Origin of the sequence: Actinoplanes sp. URMC 104 (assembly GCF_051386375.1) — a bacterium.
In the GTDB taxonomy this organism is placed as follows: Bacteria; Actinomycetota; Actinomycetes; order Mycobacteriales; family Micromonosporaceae; genus Actinoplanes.
Genome location: NZ_JBPQTO010000007.1, coordinates 433533 through 450499 on the forward strand (window position 1 = coordinate 433533; position 16967 = coordinate 450499).

Sequence of the window (16967 nt, forward strand, 5' to 3'; positions counted from 1 at the left end):
CGAAAGAGGTCATCGGCGGTCGCTGGACTCCGGCGGCAGCAACTCCCCCGAGATGGCCCGGTAGGGCGGCCACTCCGGCGCGGCGAGCTCGTCGACGCCCACCGGGTCGGCCAGCGCGCGGTCGATCGCGGCCCGCAGCCGGTTCTGCTCCTCGGCGGGGTTCTGGTACCAGGCCACCGACCAGATCCGGTGCAGGTGCCAGCCGAGCGCGCGCAGCTCCTCGCCGCGCAGCCGGTCCCGGTCGCGGGCGGACGGCACGGCCTGGTACTCCGGACCGTCGAACTCGATGCCGATGGCGAACACGTCGTCGTCCTGGTCGGGGTGCAGCACGGCCAGGTCGATCCAGTGCCCGGCCGCGCCGACCCGCCGCCGTACGCGGTAACCCCACGACAGCAGGGCGGTGACCACGGCGTCCTCGAACGGCGACGCGTCGTCCCGATCCGTGATCTCGCGCCCGAGCGTGGCCGCGGACCTCTCGGCGTACTCCAGATAGGCCTTGAGGTGCCGCACGCTCTCGTTGCCCATGTCGGGCACGTCCGCGGACCGGATCGAGGAGATCACCTCGACCCGCTCGCGGGCACGGGTGATCGCGACGTTGAGCCGGCGCCAGCCGCGGGGCCGGTTGAGCGCCCCGAAGTTCGTACTGATCTTGTCGTTCTCGTCGTAGCCGTAGCCGACCGACAGGATGATCACGTCGCGCTCGTCGCCCTGCACGGCCTCGAGGCTCTTGCAGAAGAAGCCGGTGAGCCGGTCGTCGTCCTCGAGGTGGTGCTCGAGGTCGGGGCGCTCGGCCATCGCCCGGCGTACGGCGTCGTCGACCGCGTCGGCCTGCGCCACCGACAGCGTGACCACGCCGAGGGTCTTGCCGGGCCGGGTGGCGTAGTGGTGCAGCACCCGCTCGGCGACCGCCTCGGCCTCGATCGGGTTGTCCGACGTGGTCTGCCGCCGGTAGACGCCGTCCACCAGGAACATCTCGACGCCGTGGTCGGGCTCCTGCGGGTAGCAGCGGGTCAGCCCGACCAGCCGGCCGTGGTAGTAGGCGAGGTTGGCGAACGCGAACAGCGCCTCGTGCCGGCTGCGGTGGTGCCAGCCCAGGTGCAGGACCGGGAACGTCTCGCGGGCCAGCTCGAGGATCGACGGGAAGTCGGTGACGTCGTCCTCGACGCGGTCGTAGTACGAGGTGGGCGGCAGCTGCCGCTCGTCGCCCGAGACCACCAGCGCGTCGCCGCGGTAGATGCAGTTGATCGCATCGGCGGTGGTGACCTGCGACGCCTCGTCGATGATGACGGTGTCGAACTCCATCTCGGGCGGCAGGTAGCGGCTCACCGCGAGCGGCGACATCAGGAAGCACGGCTTGAGACCCTGCACGGCGTGCCGCGCCTGGGCGAGCAGTTCCCGTACGGGAAGGTGGCCGGACTGCTTGTTGCCCTCGCGCCGCAGCACCCCCGGCTCGCCGCTGGACGAGGCGGACGGCCGGCGCGCCTCCACGGCGTACACGATGTCGGCCAGCGCCGCGCCGGTGAGCTCGTGGTCCAGCAGCCGGTAGACGTCGACCAGGTGCGTACGGTCCTCGGCCGCCACCGGCTGCAGGCCCGGGTCCTCGTCGATGACCGCGTCGGCCCAGCCGCGCAGCAGCGCACGCTCCAGCACCGGCCACACCTGGTCGGCCTCGAGCTCCTCGTCGGCGCAGAACTCCAGCGCCTCGGCCAGGCCGTGCTCGACCAGCACCCGCCGGGCGTCCTCGTGGCGGAACCACTCCTGCTGGCCCTCGGGGTCGTGCAGCAGCTCGACGAGCAGGTCGCGGGCGTTGTCGTAGTCGCCGAGCCGCTCGATGAGCTCGGGGTGCCGGGCGGGGCCGAACGCGTCGAGCACCTGCGAGCGCGCCGCCTCCCAGCCGGCCACCGCGGCGGCCAGCCCTTCGGTGGGCTGGGCGGTCATCAGCGCGTGGGCCTGCTCGCGGGTCATCGGCGCGTCCTCGCCGGTGCTCAGCCGGCGGGCCTGCACCGTCCACGCGACGACCTCGTTCATCGTCTCGTCGTCGGTCTTGGCGCCCCGGTAGACCGAGCCCAGCACGGCTGCGTGCGCGGCGGCCTCGGCCCAGATCGCCTCCTCGGCGTCGGTGGCCGCCTGCCGCTGCTCGGCGATGGCCAGAGCCTCGGCCAGCGTGAGGTCGCGCCCGGTCGGCACGCTGTAGGAGCGGATCATCTCGGCCGCGGCGTGCAGCGGCGCGATGTGGGCGCGCAGCCAGCTGACCGCCTCGGCGATCGGCCCCTCCCCCAGCTCGGGTCGCGGCGCGCGGGCCGGCGAGGGCCGCAGCGTGGTGCGGAAGCGGGTGAACTCGTCGCGGGCCTCGCCGACGATGCGTAGCAGCGCGCTGTTGGGCCGCGGCGCGCAGACGTGCACGGTGACCGCGGGCAGCGCGTCGGTGGGCACCTCGCGCATCACCTCGTCGGCGGTGTGCAGGGCCTCCTGGATCGCGTGGAAGTCGGTGTCCACGCCCTTGTAGTGCCGGCCCAGCAGCTCGGCGTGCTCGGCCTCGGCCTCGGCCAGGTCCTCCAGCGCCTGCTTCCAGGCGGCGGCGTCCTCGACGTTGGCGACCGCCTCGGCGGGCTTGACGTCCGGCAGCGCGACCTCGGCCGCCAGCCGCTTGTCGCGCCGGTAGGGGCGCAGCAGCTTGCGCGGCCCGCGGTTGCGGGTGAGCCGGTCGGCCACCTCGGTGATCGGCTCCTCGAGCACCTCCTCGCCGAAGTGGCGCCGGGCCCGTGCCTCGGTCTCGCGCACCCGCTCGATCGCCAGCCGCAGCACGCGGACGGCGGCGTGCGCGGCGGCCATCCCGCCGGTCTCGAACCAGGCGGGCTCGGGCTTGTGCTCCCGCTCGATCAGCTCGGCGATCGTGATGACGCGGGCCGAGTCGGGGAAGGTCACCACGTTGGGCAGGCCGAGGCGGGCGGTGACCCGGTCGAGGCTCTCCTGGCGGCTCTCCAGCCGGTCGGCCTCCTCGGCGAACTTGTTGGCCAGGTGGTCGGCCTGCGCGGCGTTGAGCGGCTTGAGGTCGACGGCCTCGGGCACCAGGTGCGACAGGTCCGGCACGGACGCCATCTCGTCGGCCGACGGCAGCTCCGACCACGGGATGCCGCCGTAGCGCAGCGCGGCCAGGTGGCGGGTCAGGTCGGTGGCCGCCTTCTGCACCGGCTGGATGCTGTCGATCGTCAGCCAGTCCTCCTCGACCTTGGGCGGCCGCTTGCCGGCGTGCGCCGAGAGCGCGGCCAGCTTGCCCGCGCCGGACGGCTCGTGCAGGTCGAACGCGTCGGCCAGGGTCGAGTTGGCGATCACCGTCTCGGCCAGCTTGCCCAGCGCGGTGATCGCCTGGCGCAGCCGCGGGTCGAGCGGTTCCCGGTCGATCGCCTCGCGCCACAGGTAGCTCTCGCTGCGGACCCGCCCGAGCCGGGCCACCGCGTCGCGGATCCGATAGATCGACTCGCTGCTCAGGTCGTGCGGGGAGACCGTCGCCACCGGCGCGGCGGGCACGTCGAGCAGCCGGGCGCAGATGCCCAGCACCTCGAACAGGCTGCGGCCCAGCGGCTGCCGCACCCGGTTCAAGGCCTCGGCGTACGAGGTGAGCCGCTCCCGCCGCTCGCGCGCGGCCCGCCGGTCGATCGGGTCCATGCTCGCCAGCGGCACCGGGTCGGTCTCGAGCGCCGTGGCGAGCTCGGCCGCCACCTCGCGCCGCCCGACCAGGTCGCTGTGCAGCGCGAGCAGGTAGTTGCCCAGCCCCGCCTGGGTGAGCCGGCGCTGCACGGTGTCGAGCGCGGCGGCCTTCTCCGACACCACGAGCACGCGCTTGCCGGCGTGCAGCAGGCCGCCGACCATGGTGGCGATCGTCTGGGACTTGCCGGTGCCGGGCGGGCCGTCGAGCACGAAGCTGCGCCCGGCCACCGCGGCGGCGACCGCGACCCGCTGGGTGGCGTCGGCGTCGAGCACGAGCGGCACGTCCTCGGGCGGCGCGACCACGTCGATGCGCTCGACCGGGGTGGGCTCGAAGGCGAACGTACGGTCGGCGTCGCGCGTGGCCAGCGCGCGCACGACCGGGTGCTCGACGATGTGCGGCTCGTTCTCGAACAGGTCGTAGTACATCGCCTCGCGGTGCACGCTCAGGCAGGACAGCGTCACGGTCTCGTCGGCGTACCACCCGCGGCGCTCGCCGATCGCCACGTCGACCTTGGCCCACAGCACGGTGACGTCGAGCTCGGCCAGCGAGGTGACCTCGGGGATGTCGATGTCGAGCTCGCCCATCCGCACGACCAGCGCCGGGTTGACGATCGGGTCCTCGGGGCGGGCGACCAGCCGCGGCCCCGCGGGGTCGATCTCGACGGGGATCAGCAGGATCGGGCTCTCGTACGGCGACCCGTCGTCGTCCGACCAGTGCAGCATGCCCAGGCCCAGGTAGAGCGGCGAGACCCCGCGGTCCTGCATCTCCTGCCGGGAGCGGCGCCAGAAGTGGTGCAGCAGCGCGCCCAGCTGCTCCTCGGGCAGCTCGGTACGCAGCACGTGCGCCGTGGGCTCCCGGTGGTCGTCGTGGAAGGCGTAGCCGCCGCCGTCCTGCAGCACCTTGACGATCACCTTGGGCGACGGGCCGGTGATCTCCACGGCGCCCGACGGGACGCGAGCGAAGTTGAGCAGGGGGTTGGTGCCGGTCAGGTCGACCAGGCCGGAGCGCCAGGTCTCCAGCGCCGACCTGACCTCGGCGCCCGGGAGCCCATCCGTATCCGCTTCATGTTCCGGCCACATGCCTCAATTGCAGCAAGACGGACGCCCGTTACGCTGGCAATTCGGCTATTTGCGGCATACCGGTCCTTGCGGGCTTGCGGGGACCTGTCGTGCCGATCACGCGACGGTGATCGGCACGACGGCCGTCACGCCGCGTGGGCGGGCTCCTCGACATCGCGCGGACGCCCGGGGGCGTGGCGCTCGAGCGCGGCGCCCTCCACGTCGACCGCGGGCAGCCAGGACAGCCAGCGGGGCAGCCACCACGCCGACCGGCCGAGCAGCGCGATCGCCGCCGGCACCGCGATCATGCGGACCACGAGCGCGTCGAACAGGATGCCGATGGCCAGCGCGAACGCGATCGGCTTGATCGTGTCGTTGCCCTCGGGCACGAAGCCCGCGAACACCGCGAACATGATCGTCGCCGCGGCCACAACGACCGGGGCGGCCTGCTTGAATCCGGTGACCACGGCCTCGCGCGGCTCGGCGCCGTGGGCGTGCGCCTCGTGCATGCGCGAGACCAGGAAGACCTGGTAGTCCATGGCGAGCCCGAACAGGATGCCGACGATGATGATCGGCGCCAGGCTGAGCAGCGGGCCGGTGGTCTGTGCGTTGACCACGCCGGCCAGCCAGCCCCACTGGAAGACCGCGGTAGTGGCGCCCAGCGCGGCGCCGATGGTGAGCAGGAAGCCCAGCACGCCGACGACCGGCACGAGCAGCGACCGGAACACGAGCACGAGCAGCACGAACGCCAGCCCGACGACCAGGATCAGGTAGACCGGCAGGGCCTGGTCGAGCTTCTGCGACACGTCGATGCTGACCGCGGTGGTGCCGGTGACGTACACCTCGGCGCCCGGCCCGTCGGCCACGTCGTCGCGGATGGCGTGCACGAGGTCGACGGTGGTGCCGCTGTCGGGCTCCGAGGCCGGGATGATCGTGATCAGGGCGGCGTCGCCCGCCTGGTTGACCCGTGGCGGGGCCACGAAGGTCACGTCCGGGAGGGTGGCGACCTTCTCCCGTACGGTCGTCGCGTACGCGGGGGCGCCGGAGCCGTCGACGAGCACCAGCAGCGGGCCCGCGAAGCCCGGCCCGAAGCGCTCGGCGATGATCGCGTCGGCCTTGGCCGCGCTGCTGCCCTCGGCGGGCGCCTGGTTGAGCGTGGTCCGCATCGAGAAGAACGGGATCGCGACGACCGCCAGCGCGGCGACCGCGACGACGAGGCTGAGCAGCCGGCGGCGGGTGACCATGGTCGCCCAGCCGCGGTAGAAGCCGCGGTCCCTGGCCTGTGCCGCGGCGGGGTCGGTGCGCTCGCGCTTGGGCAGCGCCCGCATGCCGACCGCGCCGAGGAAGGCGGGCACCAGCGTGATGGCGACCAGCACGGCGAACACGATGGTGCCGGCCGCGGCGAGGCCCATCTCGGTGAGGAACGGGATGCCCGCGACCGACAGGCCGGCGAGCGCGATCACCACGGTCAGGCCGGCGGTGACCACGGCCGAGCCCGCGGTGCCCACCGCGAGCGCGACCGCCTCGGGCACCGGCAGCCCGCGGCGCAGCTCCTGCCGGAACCGGGTGACGATGAACAGCGCGTAGTCGATGCCGACCGCGAGGCCCAGCATGATCGCCAGGATCGGGGTGGTCGACTGCAGCTCGGTGAACCCGCTGAGCGTCGTGATGCCCAGCGCGCCGATGGCGACGCCGGCCAGCGCGGTGAGCAGGTTCATGCCGGCCAGGACCAGGGAGCCGTACGTGACGGCGAGCACGACCAGCGCGACGACCACACCGAGGATCTCGCCCGTGCCGCCGATGTCGGCGCCCGACTCCTGGGTGGCCTCGCCGCGCGCCTCGACGATCAGCCCGCCCGCGCGGGACTGGTCCACGACGGAGGTCAGCGCCTCGCGCTCCTCGACGGTGATCTCGGACGCCTGCACGCCGTACGTCACCGTGCTGTAGGCGGCCCGCTGGTCCTGCGACACGGTCGGTGCCTTGGGATCGAGCGGGTTGCTCGCCGACACGACGCCGGGCAGCTTCTGCAGCTTGGCGACGGCCGCGGCCACCTGCGCCGCGTTCGCCTGGTCGGTGATCCTGCCGCCGCCGGGCGCCTCCATCACCACCTGGGCGCTCGCCCCGGCCGAGGCGTCGCCGAACCGCTCGCGCATGAGCTCGAGCGCGGTGGTCGACTCCTGGCCCGGGATCGAGAACGAGTTGACCATCGTGCCCGAGAGCGTGGCGGCGCCGGCGCCGAGCGCGAGCACGGCCACCAGCCAGGCGACCATGACCAGTGCCTTATGGCGTACGGCGCCCAGTCCGAGGCGATGCAGCAGCGTTGCCATGTGGGGATTCCCTTTACTGGTGGTGGGTCGTGCGCCCGTGGCCGAGCGCGTCGTAGCTGACGTCGATGAGGTCGTCGACGCCCGCCTGCAGCGGCTTCTCGCGCAGGGCGACGCCCGCGACGGCGAGGGCGCCGAGCGCGCCGACCACCCGGACGCCGCGCACCGGGTCGGCGTCAGGGTCGACCGCGAAGATCTCGAACACCACCTCGCCGATGCTCTCGAGGACGCCGGCGAAGTCGCTGTCCTGGGGGTTCGACAGGCCGGTGAGCAGCAGCGCCACCGTGCCGGGGCACTCCACCGCGAGCCGGGCGACGCCGGTGATGGCCGCGCGGTCGCGGGCCGGCCCGAGCGGCAGGGCGGCGACCTCGTCGGCGACCGCGCGGATGTCGCGCAGCGCGCGGTCGACCACCGCCTGCTGCAGCGCCTCCTTGGTCGGATAGCGGTGCAGCAGGCCGGTCTTGGAGTAGCCCACCGCGTCGGCGATGCGCTGGACCGACGTCTCCTTGAAGCCGTGCCGCGCGAACAGCGTGGCGGCAGCCTCGAGGATCTCGTCGTCGATCTGCTGCTTGGTCGGCCGCGGCATGTGGACCAGCCTAGTCGGACAGGGACCAGGTCGGTCGGTCACCGACCGTGGCGGTCCTCACAGTAGGGAAGCGCATCCCTCAGACCTACCCCAAACAAAACGGCCGGCTGCGGGTTTCCCCGCAACCGGCCGTCGAACCCTGCAGAAGTCAGCGGATGACCGAGGCCACCCATCCGGCGATGTTGTCGACGCGGGCCGCGTTCTCGATCTGGGTGTGCGGGCACGACGGGCCGTTGCTGACGACCGCGACCAGCGCCGGGCCCTTCCGGCCGCGCTCGACGAAGAACGGGCCCCCCGAGTCGTACGGGCAGGGGGTGGTGTCGGGCTGCGGGGCGTACCCCTTGACCTGGGTGACCGTGTCGGTGAGCGCGACGACCTGCATCCTCCCGGTGCGCAGCCACGTCACCGGAGCCGGGTTGGTGCTGGTGGTGGACCCGTAACCGGTGACCCGCAGGACGTCGCCCGCCTCCGGCGCCGTGCGGGCGAGCCGGATCGGGTGGACGTCGCGCACCGGCTCGGCGAGCCTGGCGAGCGACACGTCCGCGGTGGGCGACTGGCGCACCGCCACGACCTCGAGCTCGTGCCCGCGCGAGGTGTCGGTGAGGTCGGTGCGGCCGACGGTGGCGACCGTGGAGTCGGCGACCGGGCGCTCGACCCGGACGCCGTTCGCGTCCCGGAAGCAGTGCCCGGCCGTGAGCACCCACTGCGGCGCCACCAGCGAGCCGGAGCAGGCGCTGTTGCGTCTGCCGCCGTCCGCCGTCGGGATGCCGGTCATGGTCAGCTTGACCGAGAAGGCGTATCGGCCCGGCTTGACCGGGTCGCCGTTCGCGATCGCGTTCGCCGGGGCCGCGGACCCGGCGATCACGAGGGCGAAGGCCCCGAGCACGGTGAGTATCGACCTTTTTCGCTGTCCCATGTGGAGGACCTTAGCCCCGCGGTTCAAGGGTGGAACTCCGGGACGTTCTCCGGGGAATCCCTGAGGGCCGGAGGGCGTGTCGCGCCGGTTCGCGGCTTTTCGCGGGCGCCCGCAGTCGCCCATCCGACGGTTTCGGGTCCCGGCATGATCGGGGTCGGACGGGGGTCGAGCCCGGATGTTGTCAGCTCCAGGGATTCCTAGGTTCAGGTTCTACACAGGAAAGCTGGGGGGAAACGACATGGGCAGGCGACCGGTGACGGTACGCATGGCGCGGTGGAGCGCCGAGCATCCGTGGCGCGCGATCGCGCTCTGGGTGGTCTTCGTGGCGGTGTGCTTCGTGGGCGGCAACGCGGCCGGCCTCAAGGAGTCGACCGCGCAGGACGACGCGATCGGCGAGGCCGGCCGCGCGTACGTCATGATCGAGAAGGGTGGGTTCGAGGACGAGCCCGCCGTCGACAACGTGCTGATCACCGCCCGCTCGGGGAAGCTTGACGCCGCGGCCGCCCAGCGCGCCGCCGCCGACGCCACCGCCAAGCTGCGCTCGGTGAACGGCGTCGCCGAGGTCGGCAAGCCGATCCCGGCGCGCGACGGCTCGGCGCTGCTCGTGCCGATCACCGTGGCCGGTGACCCGGAGACCGCCTCCGACCGCATCGAGCCGCTGCGCGCGGCCACCGCCGAGGTGCAGCAGGCCCATCCGGCGCTGCGCGTGGAACAGGTCGGCGGGCCGTCGATCGGCAAGGCCCTCGACGACACGCTCGGCGGCGACTTCAAGCGGGCCGAGCTGCTCAGCCTGCCGGTCACGCTGGCCATCCTGATCCTGGTCTTCGGCGCGCTGATCGCCGCCGGGGTGCCGGTGCTGCTGGCGCTGTCGTCGGTGGCCGCCGCCATGGGGCTCTCCACGCTCGCCTCGCACCTGGTGCCGTCCACCGACGTGACGTCGAGCGTGATCCTGCTGATCGGCATGGCGGTCGGTGTGGACTACTCGCTGTTCTATGTGCGGCGGGAACGGGAGGAACGCGCCAAGGGCCGCGGCCACGTCGACGCGGTCGAGATCGCCGCGGAGACGTCCGGGCACGCCGTGGTGGTCAGCGGCACGGCGGTCGTCATCGCGATGGCGGGGCTGTTCCTGGCCGGCGACACCACGTTCTCCTCGCTCGCCGTGGGCTCGATCCTGGTGGTCACGGTGGCCGTGCTCGGCTCACTGACGGTGCTGCCCGCGATCCTGGCCAAGCTGGGCCGCTGGGTGGACCGCCCGCGCGTGCCGTTCCTGTGGCGGCTGACCGCCCGCCGCACCGGCACCGGTTCGCGGTTCTGGCGCGGCGTGCTGCGCCCGGCGCTGCGCTGGCCGGCCGTCACCCTGCTGGTGAGCGTGCTCGCGCTGCTGGCGCTCGCCGCTCCGGCGCTGGGCATGAAGCTCAAGTTCCCCGGCACCGAGGACCTGCCGCGGACGACCCCGGCCATGCAGGCGTACGACCGGCTGGCCGCGGCGTACCCGAGCAACGGCACCACCCACCTGGTCGCCGTCGAGGCGCCCGCGTCGTCGGCCGGCTCGGTGCGCGACGCCCTGGAGAAGCTGGCGCAGAGCACCCAGGGCAACAGGTTGTTCGCGCCGCTCGAGCAGACCGGGCCGGACATCGAGGTCTCCCCCGACAAGACGGTGACCGTGCTCAACCTGGCCACGCCGTTCACCTCGCGCAGCGACGAGGCCGCGGACTCGCTGCACGAGCTGCGGCAGACGCTGGCGCCGGCCGCGCTCGGCGGATACACGTACGCCGTCGGCGGCGGCGTGGCGGACAGCGAGGACTACGCCGCGCACATCTGGAAGACGCTGCCGATCGTGGCCGGGGTGGTGCTGCTGCTGACGTTCCTCATGATGGCCTGGACGTTCCGGTCGGTCGTGGTGGCGCTGACGTCGATCGCGCTCAACCTGCTGTCGGTCGGGGCCGCGTACGGCCTGCTGGTGCTCGTCTTCCAGGGCGACTGGGCGCCGGACCTGCTCAACTTCACGTCGATGGACGCGATCGTCAGCTGGCTGCCGCTGTTCCTGTTCGTCGTGCTGTTCGGCCTGTCGATGGACTACCACGTGTTCGTGGTCTCCCGGATCCGCGAGGCCGTGCTGCGCGGCGTCCCGACCCGCGAGGCCGTGGCCGAGGGCATCACCGGCTCGGCCGGCACGGTCAGCAGCGCGGCGCTGGTGATGGTCGCCGTGTTCTCCATCTTCGCGACGCTGTCCACCATCGACATGAAGCAGCTCGGCATCGGCCTGGCCGCCGCCATCCTGCTCGACGCCACCATCATCCGGGCCGTGGTGCTGCCCTCGGCGATGACGCTGCTCGGCAAGGCCAACTGGTGGGCGCCGCGCTTCATGCGCCCCAGGGGGCGCCACGCCGCACCGGCCGTCACCGCGCCGCCCACCCCCGAGCCGGAGCTGGTCGGCCGCCACTGACCGCTCCTCCTCTCTCACGAGGCCCCCGGCAGCGTCGCCGGGGGCCTCGCCGCCGTTTCCGGTCAGCGCCGGCCCAGGCCGGCCGAGCGGCCAGGCCGATGGCCTCGTCGCGGCCGGAGACGCCGAGCTTACCGAGCATCTCGGAGATCCGGTTGCGGATCGTACGGCCGGGCCGGGGACCGGCTTCCCCGGCCCGCAACGGCCGTGACGGTCCGATCGTCTCCGGGGCGAGCCGGAATTCCGCATCGAGCCGGTCTGCTCGCCGAACCAGTCCCTCGCACCGGCCGGACGCCAGCCGGAGGCGGCCGGCCCTCTCGCCCGCCGAACCGCTTCGCCGGCGCCGTCGACCCGTCGCCGGAACGTCGTGACCTGCGCTTTTGCCGCTACGGCAGAAAGATCACTTTAAGAAATGCTTAAGCGGTGATCGGCCGTGGGAGCGCTCCCGTAAGGACGGGCGAAGGCGAAATTCGGTCCCCCGTCGCGGAAGGCGCAGTCCCAATGTACAGAGCCCGGTACAACAAGTCCCGCACCAACGCGCGGCGCTGGCAGGTCGGCGCGGCGGTTGCGGGCGTCGCGGTGGCCACGGTCGGCATCGGCCTGGGAGTTGCCTCGGCCGCGGAGACGGTGCCCACGGTGAACTGTCCTCAGCTGACGAACCTGCCGGCGGTGCCCGCGCAGGCGCAGGCCGAGGTGCAGCGCAACCTGCAGCTGCTCAACACGCAGATCGCCGAGGCGAACAACCGGCTGCGCACCTCGGTCGGCGAGGGCGGCCCGAACTTCATCCAGAATGCGATCCTCGGCCCGCTGAAGGACAAGCGGTTCGCCACGATCAACCGCATCGAGACGGCGATCGGCCGCAACGCCGCCAAGCCCGACCTGAACGCCGAGGGGCTGTCGGGGTGCTCGCTGAACCAGGACGGCGGCGCGTCGGCTGAGCAGCCGGTCGAGGTCCCGGGCGCGGGCGGCGGCAACGGCGGCCAGAACGGCGGCGGCGGGGAGAACGGCGGCGGCGGGGAGAACGGCGGCGGCAACGCCGGGGTGCCCACGGTGAACTGCCCGGAGGTGACGGTCGGCGCGGTGCCCGCGCAGGCCCAGGCGGAGGTGCAGCGCAACCTCCAGCTGCTCAACACGCAGATCGCCGAGGCCAACGCCCGGCTGGTGTCCACGGTGGGCCAGGGCGGCCCGAACTTCATCCAGAACGCGATCCTCGGCCCGCTGAAGGACAAGCGGTTCGCCACGATCAACCGCATCGAGACGGCGATCGGCCGCAACGCCGCCAAGCCGAACCTCAACGCCGAAGGCCTGTCGGGATGCTCGCTCAACGAGGACGGCGGCGCCTCCGCGGAGCAGCCGACCGAGGTGCCCGGCGGCAACGCGGGCGGTGACGAGGGCAACGGCAACGCCGGTGGCGGGAACGCCGCGCTGCCCACGGTCAACTGCCCGGAGGTGACGGTCGGCGCCGTGCCCACCCAGGCGCAGGCCGAGGTGCAGCGCAACCTGCAGCTGCTCGACACGCAGATCGCCGAGGCCAACGCCCGCATCGCGTCGACCGTCGGCCAGGGCGGCCCCAACTTCATCCGGAACGCCATCCTCGGCCCGCTGGAGGACAAGCGGTTCGCCACCATCAACCGCATCGAGACGGCGATCGGCCGCAACGCCGCCAAGCCGGACCTCAACGCCGAGGGCCTGGCCCCCTGCGCGCTCAACCAGTGAGCTGAGCAGGCCCAGCCTTCCGCGGTCAGACGCGCGCCCGGACCCCCACCCGGGCGCGCGTCTCCGCGTCCGCGTCGCTCAGGCGCGCGGAGACGCCGGAGTCGACCGACGCGTCCGCGTCGCTCAGGCGGGGGCGGCCGCGCCGCAGTCGACCGACGCGTCCGCGTCGCTCAGGCGGGGGCGGCCGCGCCGGAGTCGACCGCCGGTTGCGGCAGCCCCGGCGCGGGCAGGGCACCCGGCGCCTCCCCGCGGGCGACCGCTCCGGGGGCGGTGCCGCGGTCGATGCCGGCCGCCGCGTACGCGTCCGCCTCGTCGAGCGTCTCGGTCTCGAGCAGCCGGCCGGCCAGGTGGTCGAGCTGGGTGCGGTGCGAGCGCAGCAGCGCGAGCGCCTCCGCGTAGCACTCGTCGACGATCTTGCGGACCTCCGCGTCGATCAGCTCCTTGGTGGCGGGCGCGACACCGTCGAGCCCGAGCGGCGACTCCTGACCGGGCGGCGGCAGCACCGTGACCGGCCCGATCGCGTCGGACATGCCCCACCGGCCGACCATCTGCCGCGCGATGTTGCTGACCTGGTCGAGGTCGCTCTCGGCGCCGGTGGTCATGTCGCCGTAGACGACCTCCTCGGCGGCGCGGCCGCCCAGCGCGCCGATGATCCGGCCGCGCAGGTATTTCGCCGAGTAGCCGTAGCGGTCCGCCGACGGGCTCTGGAACGTCACGCCCAGCGCCTGGCCGCGCGGGATGATCGAGATCTTGCGGACCGGGTCGGCGCCGGGGGTGAGCATGCCCAGCAGCGCGTGGCCGGACTCGTGGAACGCCGTGCGCTCCTTCTCCTGCGGCGTCAGCATGATGCCGCGCACCGTGCCCAGCACGATCTTCTCCAGAGCGTCGGTGAAGTCGGCGGTCTGCACCTGGTCGTGCTTGCGGCGGGCGGCCAGCAGCGCGGCCTCGTTCACCAGGTTCTTGAGGTCGGCGCCGACCATGCCCGGCGTGGCGGCGGCCAGCGCGTCGAGGTCGACCCCGGGCGCCACCGGCACACCGCGGGTGTGCACGGCCAGGATCTCGCGGCGACCGGCCAGGTCGGGCGGGCTCACCACCACGCGCCGGTCGAAGCGGCCGGGCCGCAGCAGCGCCTGGTCGAGGATCTCGGCGCGGTTGGTGGCCGCGAGCACCACCACGCCCTCGCTGCCGGTGAAGCCGTCCATCTCGGTGAGGATCTGGTTGAGCGTCTGCTCGCGCTCGTCGTTGCCGCCCAGCGACTGCGCGCCGCCGCGGGACCGGCCGATCGCGTCGAGCTCGTCGATGAAGATGATCGACGGTGCCACCTTCTTGGCCTGGTCGAACAGGTCCCGCACGCGGCTCGCGCCGACGCCCACGATCGCCTCGATGAACTCCGACGCCGAGATCGAGAAGAACGGCACCCGCGCCTCGCCGGCGACCGCGCGCGCCAGCAGCGTCTTGCCCGTGCCGGGCGGGCCCGACAGCAGCACGCCGTGCGGGATGTTCGCGCCGAGCTTGCGGTACTTCTCGGGCTCGCGCAGGAAGTCGACGATCTCGGTGACCTCCTGCTCGACCTCCTCGATGCCGGCGACGTCGGCGAACGTCGTGCGCGGGCCGGACTCGGGCTGGTAGAGCTTGGCGCGGGAGCGGCCGAACGCGCCCAGCGCGCCGCCGGCGCCGCCCGCCATCCGCCGGCTGATCCACACGAACAGCGCGACCAGCAGGATCGTCGGCCCGAACCCGATGAGGAGCTGCTGCCAGACCGGGGCCCGGGCGTCCGGCGGGTTCGCGTTGACCGGCACGTTCTGCTGCTGGAGCAGCGCGAACAGGTTGTCCTCGGCGAACGAGGGCCGCTGGGTGGTGAAGCGGTCGACCTGCTCCGACCTGGTCTCGCCGGTCGGCGTGTAGGCCGTCTGTTTCTTGAAGCGGCCCTCGATCGTGTCGCCGGTCGAGGTGATCTCCGAGACGTTCGCCGCCTGGAGCTGGCTCACGAAGAACGTGTAGGACACCGGCGCGCGCTCGGGTGGCGCCAGGAAGAACGACGAGATGATCCAGTTGAGGGCGAGCAGCACGACGAGCATGCCGCCGAAGCGGAGCCAGGTGGAGCGCGACCCTTGCGGGCCACCGGGTGGGCCGCCCGGCGGCGCGCCCTCCACCCTCCACGGGTGGGGGCGCTGCGGCGGCGGCGTGTTGGGCGCATCGGCGGGCATGGCGCGAAGCTACCCCCACCGTGTGACAGGAACGCGCGGTCGTGACGCGCGAGACTCGCGCCCGGATTCGCAGAACCCGAAACGTCAGGCCGGGTCGTACTCGCCGGAGGCGATCGCGTCGAGCAGCGACGGCCGCGACGGCTTCCAGCCGAGCTCGCGCCGGGCCTTCTCCCCCGTCGCCTGCTGGTCGAGCAGCAGCGCCTCGCCGAAGGCGCCCAGCCGCGCGGCCGTGGCCGACGCCTCCTCGGGCGCCACCCGCCCGTCGAGGCCGAGCCGCCGGCTCGCCGCCTCGCCCAGCTCGCGTACGGTCGGGTTGTCGCCGCTCACCCCGATGTAGCGCTCGCCCGACCCGCCCTGGGTCAGCACGGCGACGTAGAGGTCGGCCAGGTCGTCGACGTGCACGGTGGTCCAGTGCTGTGAGCCCGGCCCGATCAGCTGCAGCGCGGCCGGGTCGCCGACCCGGGGCTGCCCGAACACCATCCCCGGGATGCCGGCGCCGTAGCCGTACACGATGCCCGGCTCGACCAGCATCGACCGGATGCCCGGCGCGGTCAGGGCCCGGTTGTCGATCTCCACGCGCCAGGCGGTCAGGCCCGGGGCGGCCAGCGGGGTCTCCTCGGTCAGGTCGGCGCTCGAGCCGTGCACCCAGACCCCTCCGGTACGCACCAGCGTGCTGCCCGGCCGCAGTCCGGCGAGCACGGCGTCGACGAAGTCGCGGTCGGCGTCGGCGCTCGTCGCGTCGCCGGGCGAGGCAGTGGCGATCACCGCGTCCGCCTCGGCGGCGAGCCGCCGTACGGTCTCGCGGTCGCGCATGTCGGACACGACCGTCGTCGCGCCCTCCACGCGTACGGAGGGATTCCGCACCAGCGCCGTGACGTTGTGGCCGGCCTCGCCCAGCGCCACGAGCACGCGGGACCCGATGTAGCCGGTGGCGCCGGTCAGGAAGACGTTCATGACAACTCCTCGCAGTTGATCTCTTGGCTCCAGCTTGCCCCGGCCGGCTATGAGCCACCAACGAATAGTTCCGATGGCGCTCATCGCCGTACGCGATAAGGTCGCGGCGTGGAACAACGTCAGCTGCAGTTCTTCGTCGCGGTGGCCGAGGAGCTCAGCTTCACCCGGGCCGCGCGCCGCACCCACGCCGTGCAGTCGACGGTCTCGGCGAGCATCCGCGTCCTGGAACGGGAGCTCGGCGCCCCGCTGTTCCAGCGCTCGACCGCGCGGGTCGTGCTCACCGAGGCCGGCAAGGCGCTGCTGCCCGAGGCCCGCCGCGCGCTCGACGCGCTCGACCTGGCCCGGGCCGCCGTGGACGGGGTCCGCGACGGGATCGGCGGCAGCCTGCGCATCGGGACGCTCTCGGGGCTGACCGCGGTCGATCTGCCCGGGCTCGTCCGCGACTTCCGCGAGCGCCACCCCCGGGTGCAGCTGAGCCTCGGCGTCGCCGCGGCCGGCACCGAGGGCCTGCTCGCCGACCTGCACGCGCACGCGCTCGACCTCGCGTTCGTCGGCGTGCCGTCCGCGGTGGTCCCCGGCATGCCGTCCCCGGTGGTCCCCGGCGTGCATCTCGACGTGATCGCCACCTATCAGCCGCGCCTGATCGTCCCGGCCGGCCACCCGCTGGCCGGCCGCGGCACCGTCAGCCCGGCCGCCGTGGCCGACGAGCCGTTCGTCGACCTGCCGACCGGCTTCTGCAACCGGGTGCGCACCGACAACGACTTCCGGCTGGCCGGCATCACCCGGCGGATAGCGATCGAGGTCGGCGACCTGAGCACCATCCCCGGCTACGTCGAGTCGGGCATCGGCGTGGCGCTCGTGCCACCCCTGGCCGCCGAGGAGGGCACCGGCGTGGTGCCCGTCGACCTCGACCCGCCGGCGACCAGCTGGATGCTCGCCCTGGCCCGCAACACCACCGTCGCGCCGACGCGGGCCGCGAGCGCGTTCCTCGCCCTCGTCGACGACCACGTCGTCCGCCGCGACCGCTACTGAGCGCCGCCGGTTCGCGGCCGCG

The 16967-nt window shown here is 73.2% G+C and carries 9 protein-coding genes; 3 read left to right on the plus strand and 6 right to left on the minus strand.

Annotation, left to right across the window (positions count from 1 at the left end; translation table 11 throughout):
* Positions 1-9: 9 nt before the first annotated feature.
* The 4 genes from ACSNN8_RS23605 to ACSNN8_RS23620 all read right to left on the minus strand — a co-directional run bounded on the left by ACSNN8_RS23605 (position 10) and on the right by ACSNN8_RS23620 (position 8593).
* A complete protein-coding gene (locus ACSNN8_RS23605) occupies positions 10-4788 on the minus strand; it encodes a DUF4011 domain-containing protein (RefSeq protein WP_436651523.1) in 4779 nt (1592 codons plus the stop codon).
* A gap of 125 nt (positions 4789-4913) precedes the next feature.
* Entirely contained in the window at positions 4914-7094 is a 2181-nt protein-coding gene (locus ACSNN8_RS23610; RefSeq protein ID WP_436651525.1) for an MMPL family transporter, read from the minus strand.
* A 13-nt stretch (positions 7095-7107) separates the two neighbouring features.
* Positions 7108-7677 (minus strand): TetR/AcrR family transcriptional regulator, encoded by a 570-nt coding sequence (locus ACSNN8_RS23615; RefSeq protein WP_436651526.1) that lies wholly within the window; start codon positions 7675-7677, stop codon positions 7108-7110.
* A 148-nt stretch (positions 7678-7825) separates the two neighbouring features.
* Positions 7826-8593, minus strand: a complete 768-nt coding sequence (locus ACSNN8_RS23620) for a S1 family peptidase (RefSeq protein WP_436651528.1) — start codon at positions 8591-8593, stop codon at positions 7826-7828.
* Positions 8594-8846: 253 nt separating this feature from the next.
* On the opposite strand from ACSNN8_RS23620, the gene ACSNN8_RS23625 reads away from it, so the two are divergent.
* Together ACSNN8_RS23625 and ACSNN8_RS23630 are read left to right on the plus strand one after the other, a co-directional pair.
* On the plus strand, positions 8847-11039 hold the full coding sequence (locus ACSNN8_RS23625) for an MMPL family transporter (RefSeq protein WP_436651529.1): 2193 nt from the start codon (positions 8847-8849) through the stop codon (positions 11037-11039).
* Between the two features lie 498 nt (positions 11040-11537).
* Positions 11538-12752 (plus strand): hypothetical protein, encoded by a 1215-nt coding sequence (locus ACSNN8_RS23630; RefSeq protein ID WP_436651531.1) that lies wholly within the window; start codon positions 11538-11540, stop codon positions 12750-12752.
* A gap of 170 nt (positions 12753-12922) precedes the next feature.
* Here ACSNN8_RS23630 and ftsH read toward each other — a convergent pair whose 3' ends face one another.
* Both ftsH and ACSNN8_RS23640 read right to left on the minus strand, forming a co-directional pair.
* Positions 12923-14959 (minus strand): ATP-dependent zinc metalloprotease FtsH, encoded by a 2037-nt coding sequence (gene ftsH / locus ACSNN8_RS23635; RefSeq protein ID WP_436651532.1) that lies wholly within the window; start codon positions 14957-14959, stop codon positions 12923-12925.
* An 84-nt stretch (positions 14960-15043) separates the two neighbouring features.
* A complete protein-coding gene (locus ACSNN8_RS23640) occupies positions 15044-15913 on the minus strand; it encodes an NAD-dependent epimerase/dehydratase family protein (protein ID WP_436651533.1) in 870 nt (289 codons plus the stop codon).
* A gap of 108 nt (positions 15914-16021) precedes the next feature.
* Between ACSNN8_RS23640 and ACSNN8_RS23645 the strand changes: the two genes are divergently transcribed.
* On the plus strand, positions 16022-16945 hold the full coding sequence (locus ACSNN8_RS23645) for a LysR family transcriptional regulator (RefSeq protein ID WP_436651535.1): 924 nt from the start codon (positions 16022-16024) through the stop codon (positions 16943-16945).
* The last annotated feature ends 22 nt before the right edge of the window (positions 16946-16967 follow it).

Coding starts and splice junctions, on each gene's coding strand:
- ftsH (WP_436651532.1), bottom strand. CDS start 14,959: ATGCCCGCCGATGCGCCCAACACGCCGCCGCCGCAGCGCCCCCACCCG.
- ACSNN8_RS23610 (WP_436651525.1), bottom strand. CDS start 7,094: ATGGCAACGCTGCTGCATCGCCTCGGACTGGGCGCCGTACGCCATAAG.
- ACSNN8_RS23630 (WP_436651531.1), top strand. CDS start 11,538: ATGTACAGAGCCCGGTACAACAAGTCCCGCACCAACGCGCGGCGCTGG.
- ACSNN8_RS23605 (WP_436651523.1), bottom strand. CDS start 4,788: ATGTGGCCGGAACATGAAGCGGATACGGATGGGCTCCCGGGCGCCGAG.
- ACSNN8_RS23615 (WP_436651526.1), bottom strand. CDS start 7,677: ATGCCGCGGCCGACCAAGCAGCAGATCGACGACGAGATCCTCGAGGCT.
- ACSNN8_RS23620 (WP_436651528.1), bottom strand. CDS start 8,593: ATGGGACAGCGAAAAAGGTCGATACTCACCGTGCTCGGGGCCTTCGCC.
- ACSNN8_RS23640 (WP_436651533.1), bottom strand. CDS start 15,913: ATGAACGTCTTCCTGACCGGCGCCACCGGCTACATCGGGTCCCGCGTG.